Below are 7540 nucleotides of genomic sequence, written 5' to 3' on the forward strand. Positions count from 1 at the left end.
ATGACCGCTGACATCTCTATTTCCCCCGACAAGCCCCTTGACTTCATCCGGCAGATTGTTGCCGAAGACCTTGCATCCGGCAAGCACACCAGCATCGTCACCCGCTTTCCGCCGGAGCCGAACGGCTTCCTGCACATCGGCCATGCCAAGTCCATCTGCCTGAACTTCGGCATAGCCCAAGAGAACAACGGCGTGTGCCACCTGCGCTTTGACGACACCAACCCTGGCAAGGAGTCGGTGGAGTACGTTGAATCCATCCAGCGTGACGTGCATTGGCTGGGCTTCAACTGGGGCGAGCACAAGTATTATGCTTCCGATTACTTCGGCCAGCTGCATGACTTCGCCGTCCAGCTGATCAAGCTGGGTAAAGCCTATGTCTGCCACCTCAGCGGCGACGAGATGCGCGAATATCGCGGCACGCTGACCGAGCCAGGCAAGGACAGCCCCTACCGCAACCGCAGCGTTGAGGAAAACCTTTCCCTTTTCGAGCAGATGAAGAACGGCGAGCTGGAGGAAGGCACCTGCACCCTGCGGGCCAAAATTGACATGGCCTCGCCGTACATCATCATGCGCGACCCGGTCATCTACCGCATCCTCAAGAGCAGCCATCACCGCACAGGCGACACTTGGTGCATCTACCCGATGTACGATTTCTGCCATTGTCTCTCGGACATGATCGAAGGCATCACGCATTCCATCTGCACCTTGGAATTCGAGAACAACCGCGCTTTGTACGACTGGGTATTGGACACGCTGCAAACGCCCTGTCACCCGCGCCAGTACGAGTTCGCCCGATTGAACATCAACTACACGGTGATGAGCAAGCGCAAGTTGCTGCAATTGGTGCAGGAAGGCTATGTGGATGGATGGAATGACCCTCGGATGCTGACTATTTCTGGCCTGCGCAGGCGTGGTTATACACCTGCTTCTATCCGCAGCTTCTGTGCCACAGTCGGCGTGGGCAAGCGGGAGTCGTGGATTGACATGGGGGTTTTGGAAAATGCGGTGCGCGATGATCTCAACATCCATGCGCCGAGGGTGATGGGGGTTTTGGAGCCGCTCAAGGTGATTATTACGAATTACCCTGAAGAGCAGGTGGAAGAGGTGGAAGGACAGAATCACCCGCAGAACCCGGATATGGGCACGAGGCGGCTTCCCTTCTGCCGTGAGCTGTACATTGAACGCAGTGACTATATGGAGAACGCGCCGAAGAAGTTCTTCCGCCTGAGCGAGGGCCGAGAGGTGCGCCTGCGTTATGCCTACCTGATCACCTGCCAGCAGGCGGTGAAGAACGAGCAGGGCGAGGTGGTCGAGCTGCATTGTACGTATGATCCCGCAACCAAAGGCGGTTCGGCACCGGACGGGCGCAAGGTGAAAGGCACCATCCATTGGGTGTCGGCGCGGCACGGCATTCCGGCCCGCGTCTGCCTCTATGACCGCCTCTTCACCGCCGAGCATCCAGATGCGGACAAAGAGCGCGACTTCAAAGACTTCCTCAACCCTGACTCCAAGAAGGTGCTGGACAACTGCATCTTGGAGCCGTCTCTTACCAGCGCAACCTTGGCCGACCGCTTCCAGTTCGAGCGGCAGGGGTATTTCTGTCTGGACAGCAAAGAAAGCCAGCCGGGCAAGCAGGTCTATAACCGCATTGTCACGTTGAAGGACAGCTGGGCGAAGGTGAGCGGGGAGTGAATGAATTGAAACCCCTTGTCAGCATGAACGATGGAAGGCAATCCGCAAAAGGCCATGACTGATCCAACCCCGCGCTGGCAGTACCGCTTTGATAATTACCGCCGCGCCTTCAGCCTCTTGCGCGAGGCTCTTGAACAGGAGCGTCCGCTGACGCAGCTGGAAGAGGAAGGCGTGATTCAGCGTTTTGAATACACTATGGAGCTTGCTTGGAAGACCTTGAAGGATTACTTGGAAAGCGAGAATGTGGTCTTTGACCAGATCACACCGCGTGCTGTAATCCGACGGGCCTTTGAGGCAGGCATCATCCAGCAGGGCGAGGCGTGGCAGAACGCCTTGGATGCCCGCAACCGCATGTCGCACACCTACAGCTTCGAGACCTTTGAACGGGTGATCGCTGATATTCGCGCCAGTTATCTGGCAGCCTTTGCTGAACTGCACGAATTCCTGCTGGCGCGACGCATTGAAGCAGGCAACATGCCATGAGCGATGCCTTTGGCATGAATGCTGCGCAGCAGGCACTTGTCCGGGAGATTCTGCTCACAGCGCAAGACTGCATTGAGCAGGTTATGGTGTTCGGTTCCCGTGCGCAAGGAAAGCATCGGCAGAATTCCGACTTGGATCTCGTGCTCTATGGTAATGTTGACGAGGCAACATGCGCTCGCCTGTGGACCTTGTTTCAAGAGAGCTGCCTGCCTTTTTCGGTGGATGTGAAAAGCTATGCTGCCATCAAGCATCCGCTGCTTCGCGCTCATATTGACACAGTTGCCCGGCCTTGGTTGGTGCGCACTGAGCAAGGGCTGGAGGAAGCTGCGGCCAAGGCTGGCAGAACAAGCTGAACGATATTCTTCAGCGGTATGTGGATTCGCAGAGGGTGGCGTAAGCGGAACAAATGCGGGCGGTTGGGATTGCTTCGCTTTCCCCAGCCTGCTTTACTATCATGCAATATTAGACAAGGAATGAAAAGAAATGGACAAGAAACTGCCTGACATAACTATATCATTCTATGATAATATCTCTTCAGAAGTATTTGATGGTTTCGTTAGAGCGATTAAAGCCGAAGGACTTGATCTGCGAGTTAAAGAAAAGAAACCGGCAATATTCTTCAGTGCTGAGGAATGGTTGGTTCCAACGGCGGTGGTTGTTTATATAGCAAAATCGTACTTCGACGGTTTCCTCGGGGAGATGGGCAAAGAACACTACGGAGTCTTGCGGAAAGGAATTGCTGCATTATGGGCAAAGTTCTTCGGAAGTGATCGTGTCGTTCCTCAAGGTAGACTGATGGCAGCGGGCGGGGAGATTCGACGCACGGAATACACCCACACCTTCTCAATTTTGGTGCAAAGCAATGACGGTCGTCTCATTAAGCTCATATTGAAGGAAGAAATCAGCAAGCATGAATACCAAGATGCAACTGATGCCTTCCTCACTTTCATTGAGAGACACCATGCCGGTGTCGAGGGAACTGAGATACCAGAACAGTTCTGTTCCGAAGGTATAGATCATCAACTGTTTGTGAGTTATGATGCGGTTAGGAAGGAAATTCAATTCAGAGATATCCTTCCTGAACACATCAGGAGGGAGTTAATGCACAATAAATCCATTCATCTGGCTACTTGAACTCAGCTCGGTCTTAAAACTTCCCACCATCCTCCCTCAAAAACATACCGAATAGTATCCCAAATACATACCAGTATGTTCCGCCAATACATACTGGTATGTTCCGGGAAAACTATACAGTATGTTTCCTCAATACATACCAGTATGTATTTTGCCGCCCATCTCCTTGCCTCGCCGCGCCCTATTTGATTGACAAAGCGCAACCTCCGCCGTATCTTTTGCCTGATCAGGCAAAACTGCCTGCATCATCACATCTTTAAACCCGAACGGAGGGCATCATGGGAACTGTGCAATACCGCGTTGAGCCGAATCCTCTGACCAAACCTGCATCCTACAAGCTGCGCTTCATGCCGCAGCAAGGCTGTTTTTATAGGAAACAAAGGTGAGCGGCACGGAATGAGTCGGCAGTCCGTTCCTCTTGCCGAACGAATGCGTCCGCAGCAGCTTGCGGACTTTGTTGGGCAGGAGCATCTCGTCGGCCAAGGCAGGCTGCTCCATGACCTGATCAGTCAGGGCAAGCTGCCTTCCTTGTTACTTTGGGGGCCGCCTGGTTCAGGCAAGACCACGCTGGCTAACATCCTCGCTCACAGTGTCCAGGCTGAGTTTGTCTTCTTCTCGGCGGTACTGTCCGGTGTGAAAGAGATTCGGCAGATTGTCCAGCAAGCCCAAGCCAGACGTTCGCCTGCTCATGTTGGTACGGTGCTCTTTGTCGATGAGATTCACCGCTTCAGTAAGAGTCAGCAGGATGCTTTCCTGCCGCATGTGGAAAGCGGCCTACTGACCTTGATCGGTGCAACCACCGAGAATCCCTCCTTTGAAGTTATTGCCCCGCTGCTTTCCCGCTGTCAGGTCTTACTCCTCAAGCCACTGGCTGCTGAAGATATCAAGCAAATCCTGCAACGCGCCTTGGTCGATACCGAGCAGGGTTTAGGCAACCAAGGTCTGGAGCTGGAAGAGCAAGCCCTGAACCTGATTGCCCAGGCTGCTGACGGAGACTGTCGCCGTGCCCTTAATTGCCTGGAAACGGCAGCGGTTCTCAGTCTGAAGGGCGAAAGTAGAATCATCTCTGGGCAGATAATCTGTGAAGTTATTCAAGAACGCACCCTGCGTTATGACAAGAGTGGCGAGGAGCACTACAACCTCATCTCTGCCCTGCATAAAAGCCTGCGCGACAGTGACCCAGACGGGGCCTGTTACTGGCTTGGTCGGATGCTCATCAGCGGTGAAGACCCGCTCTATCTTGCTCGCCGCTTAATCCGCTTTGCCAGCGAGGATATCGGGGTCAGTGATCCGAGAGCCTTAGAGGTGGCTCTCAGTTGCCGCCAAGCCTATCACCTGCTTGGTTCGCCGGAAGGAGAATTGGCTCTCTATCAGGCCACGGTTTATCTTGCCACCGCACCCAAGAGCAACGCCTTGTATGTCACGGAAAAGAAGGTGAAGGCGGAGATCAGGCAGAGCGGCTCATTGCCAGTGCCGCTGCATCTCCGCAATGCGCCAACCAAGCTGATGCAGGAGATTGGCTACGGCAAAGGCTATCAATATGCCCATGATCAACAGGATGCCCTGACTGTACAGGAGCATCTGCCAGAGCAGCTTGCCGACAAGACCTTCTACCAACCCACTGAGCGGGGCTATGAAGCGGTAATCAAAGAGCGGCTGCTTAAATGGCGGGAGATACTGCGGCTGCGCAAGCTGGAGCAGAAGAAGTAAAGACTGTTTCTGTTGAAGTTCAAACAAGTAAGGGAAGAATACAGCTCCTTTGCCAACGAGCAAGAAAGGAAGCTGGGTTACTCGTATTTCCCCTGCTTTTCCTCCTCTTTGATTCGTTGCCACTGCGCTTTGAGCTGTTCTGGAGAAAATATCGCGCCCTCGGGAGCAGCAAAAACATGCGGATGCCTGCGCAGCATCTTGGCAGAGATGGCATTGAGGGCAGCCGCAGGCGAACAAGCACCTTGCTCCTCGCAAATCACCAGCAACAGGGTCAGCACAAAATACAGATCGCCTGCTTCCTCACAAATCAGGGCAAAATCGCCCTGATCTATGGCTTCGGCCAGCTCTGCTGCTTCTTCAAGCAGATATTTCTTCAAACTCACGGTGGTTTGCGCCTGATCCCAAGGGCAACCTTGCTCAGAACGCAGCCGTTTCACAAGAGCTTCAAGCTGCTGAAAGGGATTGACAGGCTGAGGTGCTTCTGGTTGACTAGGCATTGCCTTTATATGCGCGGAGAATAATTCAGACAGGAGCGTTGTTATGACTGAAAAGGTTGTTTTCTTCCGGCCCTATCCCCTTACGCCAGGCCTAAAGATTTACATTGAAGCTGGACCTCGGCGGGGCGACTGGTTAGTGATCGCTGCCGACGAGCGCAAAGTGACTCTGCGTTGTCCAGTTTCTGGTAGGGAGTTTACTTGGGACAGCTTCTGCTGTTTTGTTGAGGAAAGGAAGACTGAATTCCCTTCCTCGAATTAAGCAGCAATGCTGACTAACTTGACGGTGTAAACAATCACTTTGCCCGCAAGCGGGTGATTGTAGTCAACAGTGACGATGCCATTCTGCACGGCAACGACCTCAGCCGGAACCTTGATGACTTCACCCTCACGCGATACATTCAGGGTAATAATCATGCCTGGCTGAGGATCAGGTTTGCCATAAAAGGCCGAAAGCAGCAGCTCCTGCACCAATTCAGGCTTATGCAGGCCATAGGCATCTTCGGGCTGTACGCGAATGACTCTGGTTTGGCCGGGACTCATGCCAACCAGGCAGGCTTCAACAGCGAGGCAGACCGTACCGCTGCCAATGGTGACGGGCACGGGTTTGTCTGTCTCTTCAATTAGCTCTCCGTTGTCCAGAGCTGCGCTATACGTAATGATAACGGTGTCGGTTAGGGCTACAATAGACATTATCTGCTCCTCGTCAGATGGATTGTGGTACAATGGCCCATCTATATAAAATAATATGGGCGGTTTGACAAGTCTGTAAAAGTTTGGGAGTGGAGGAAGAGGCTTGACAACGCCCGCCTGAGCGCATAAAAATGATGCCTTTTTCCCAAAGAACGGAGCAGCCGCATGGAACTGGAATGCACTAAATACAAGGAGAAGATGGATGCGGCTCAGGCACTGTGCAAGCATCCGCATGACTACTGCCAGTACCGGCAGTCCTGCCTGATTCAGTTTCTGGAGCGGGAGAAGAGAGGCAAGCCAGCAGCAGATGCGTCAGATGCAGAAAAGAAGAAGTAATATCTGGAAGTTTTCTCTATTTTAAATAGTTTGACAAACGGTTATGATGCACAACTCGGCGCATTATTGCGATCCCAGCTGTCTGCTCTCGATAATGTTTATCTCAAGGAGGAACACATTATGAATCTGCACCTGCATTTCACTGTTGAGTATCTACTGGCCATTATTGCGGGCGTTGCCATTTTCATCACGCCCAAGTTATTGAATTACATAGTGGCGATTTATCTGATTGCGGTTGGTGTTATTGGGATTTTGGGGCTGAAAATATAGCCCTGATCGGCTACAATACTAGACCTCTTGCATAAAAAGTACCCTACGACCTGTTCTATAGAGATCTAACTGCGCACTTGCGTTTGATACAGCGCGAGGTGTTAAAGCAGAGAGGAAACACCACTCATACAGCCACAGAGAGCCGTCAGACGTTCGCACTTTGGTTGTTTGCCGCTTGCATCGCTCTAAAGTCAACTGGAATCGGGGCAATTCCAATCGGAATCAATACGATTCCTATCGGAAACGGCCTAAAGTCAATTGGAATTGAGGTGATTCCTGTTGACATTGAACCAATTCCAACAGGAATCAAGGCGATTCCAATCGGAAACGGCCTAAAGTCAATTGGAATTGGGGCAATTCCTGTTAACATTGAGCCAATTCCAACAGGAATTAAGGCGATTTCAATCGGAAACGGCCTAAAGTCAATTGGAATCGGGGCAATTCCTGTTAACATTGAGCCAATTCCAATCGGAATCAAGGCGATTCCAATTTGAAACGGCCCGATGTTAATTGGAATTAGGGCAATTTCAGTGTGCATCAGGCCGTTTCCGGCATGCTCTTCGGCAGAAAACGTGGTGTATTTATTTAAGAAAATCTACAGCGGAGCGTATCTCGACCGCAGCCAGACAAAAAAACACAGGATCACAGAAAAGGAACCAACACTGCGGGTGTAGATTGTTCAGGCAGGGCGAACTTCAGCCCATCAAGGGAAAACTCGCGGGGCAAGC

Annotated in this window: 11 protein-coding genes; 8 read left to right on the top strand and 3 right to left on the bottom strand. The window is 52.2% G+C overall.

The genetic code is table 11. The annotated features are described in order from the left end of the window. From ACNKIB_RS05010 to ACNKIB_RS05030, 5 genes are all read left to right on the top strand, one after another. Window positions 1-1692, top strand: a complete 1692-nt coding sequence (locus ACNKIB_RS05010; protein WP_417909452.1) for a glutamine--tRNA ligase/YqeY domain fusion protein — start codon at window positions 1-3, stop codon at window positions 1690-1692. Between the two features lie 54 nt (window positions 1693-1746). Next, window positions 1747-2175 (top strand): nucleotidyltransferase substrate binding protein, encoded by a 429-nt coding sequence (locus tag ACNKIB_RS05015; protein ID WP_417909453.1) that lies wholly within the window; start codon window positions 1747-1749, stop codon window positions 2173-2175. After that, entirely contained in the window at window positions 2172-2528 is a 357-nt protein-coding gene (locus ACNKIB_RS05020) for a nucleotidyltransferase family protein (protein ID WP_417909454.1), read from the top strand. Before ACNKIB_RS05015 ends, ACNKIB_RS05020 begins: the two co-directional genes overlap by 4 nt. 130 nt (window positions 2529-2658) lie before the next feature. Next, window positions 2659-3309, top strand: coding sequence for a hypothetical protein (locus ACNKIB_RS05025; protein WP_417909455.1), 651 nt, complete (start codon window positions 2659-2661; stop codon window positions 3307-3309). A 396-nt stretch (window positions 3310-3705) separates the two neighbouring features. Further along, window positions 3706-5019: a replication-associated recombination protein A gene (locus ACNKIB_RS05030; protein ID WP_417909456.1), complete on the top strand. Its 1314-nt coding sequence runs from the start codon at window positions 3706-3708 to the stop codon at window positions 5017-5019. Window positions 5020-5096: 77 nt separating this feature from the next. On the opposite strand, the gene ACNKIB_RS05035 is transcribed toward ACNKIB_RS05030, so the two are convergent. Next, window positions 5097-5516, bottom strand: a complete 420-nt coding sequence (locus ACNKIB_RS05035) for a MazG nucleotide pyrophosphohydrolase domain-containing protein (RefSeq protein WP_417909457.1) — start codon at window positions 5514-5516, stop codon at window positions 5097-5099. Window positions 5517-5559: 43 nt separating this feature from the next. On the opposite strand from ACNKIB_RS05035, the gene ACNKIB_RS05040 reads away from it, so the two are divergent. After that, window positions 5560-5775 (top strand): hypothetical protein, encoded by a 216-nt coding sequence (locus ACNKIB_RS05040; protein WP_417909458.1) that lies wholly within the window; start codon window positions 5560-5562, stop codon window positions 5773-5775. Here the strand turns inward: ACNKIB_RS05040 and ACNKIB_RS05045 are convergent. After that, on the bottom strand, window positions 5772-6206 hold the full coding sequence (locus ACNKIB_RS05045) for an FKBP-type peptidyl-prolyl cis-trans isomerase (protein WP_417909459.1): 435 nt from the start codon (window positions 6204-6206) through the stop codon (window positions 5772-5774). The genes ACNKIB_RS05040 and ACNKIB_RS05045 overlap by 4 nt on opposite strands. Before the next feature lie 165 nt (window positions 6207-6371). On the opposite strand from ACNKIB_RS05045, the gene ACNKIB_RS05050 reads away from it, so the two are divergent. After that, a complete protein-coding gene (locus ACNKIB_RS05050) occupies window positions 6372-6542 on the top strand; it encodes an RNA polymerase II-associated protein (protein ID WP_417909460.1) in 171 nt (56 codons plus the stop codon). A gap of 120 nt (window positions 6543-6662) precedes the next feature. Further along, a complete protein-coding gene (locus ACNKIB_RS05055; protein ID WP_417909461.1) occupies window positions 6663-6812 on the top strand; it encodes a DUF3096 domain-containing protein in 150 nt (49 codons plus the stop codon). A 145-nt stretch (window positions 6813-6957) separates the two neighbouring features. Here ACNKIB_RS05055 and ACNKIB_RS05060 read toward each other — a convergent pair whose 3' ends face one another. Beyond that, window positions 6958-7350 (bottom strand): hypothetical protein, encoded by a 393-nt coding sequence (locus tag ACNKIB_RS05060; protein ID WP_417909462.1) that lies wholly within the window; start codon window positions 7348-7350, stop codon window positions 6958-6960. Window positions 7351-7540: the final 190 nt, after the last annotated feature.

Origin of the sequence: Candidatus Electronema sp. PJ, from assembly GCF_048287395.1 — a bacterium.
Classification (GTDB): domain Bacteria; phylum Desulfobacterota; class Desulfobulbia; order Desulfobulbales; family Desulfobulbaceae; genus Electronema.

Coding starts and splice junctions, on each gene's coding strand:
- ACNKIB_RS05015 (WP_417909453.1), top strand. CDS start 1,747: ATGACTGATCCAACCCCGCGCTGGCAGTACCGCTTTGATAATTACCGC.
- ACNKIB_RS05060 (WP_417909462.1), bottom strand. CDS start 7,350: ATGCACACTGAAATTGCCCTAATTCCAATTAACATCGGGCCGTTTCAA.
- ACNKIB_RS05030 (WP_417909456.1), top strand. CDS start 3,706: ATGAGTCGGCAGTCCGTTCCTCTTGCCGAACGAATGCGTCCGCAGCAG.
- ACNKIB_RS05025 (WP_417909455.1), top strand. CDS start 2,659: ATGGACAAGAAACTGCCTGACATAACTATATCATTCTATGATAATATC.
- ACNKIB_RS05040 (WP_417909458.1), top strand. CDS start 5,560: ATGACTGAAAAGGTTGTTTTCTTCCGGCCCTATCCCCTTACGCCAGGC.
- ACNKIB_RS05035 (WP_417909457.1), bottom strand. CDS start 5,516: ATGCCTAGTCAACCAGAAGCACCTCAGCCTGTCAATCCCTTTCAGCAG.
- ACNKIB_RS05020 (WP_417909454.1), top strand. CDS start 2,172: ATGAGCGATGCCTTTGGCATGAATGCTGCGCAGCAGGCACTTGTCCGG.
- ACNKIB_RS05050 (WP_417909460.1), top strand. CDS start 6,372: ATGGAACTGGAATGCACTAAATACAAGGAGAAGATGGATGCGGCTCAG.
- ACNKIB_RS05055 (WP_417909461.1), top strand. CDS start 6,663: ATGAATCTGCACCTGCATTTCACTGTTGAGTATCTACTGGCCATTATT.
- ACNKIB_RS05010 (WP_417909452.1), top strand. CDS start 1: ATGACCGCTGACATCTCTATTTCCCCCGACAAGCCCCTTGACTTCATC.
- ACNKIB_RS05045 (WP_417909459.1), bottom strand. CDS start 6,206: ATGTCTATTGTAGCCCTAACCGACACCGTTATCATTACGTATAGCGCA.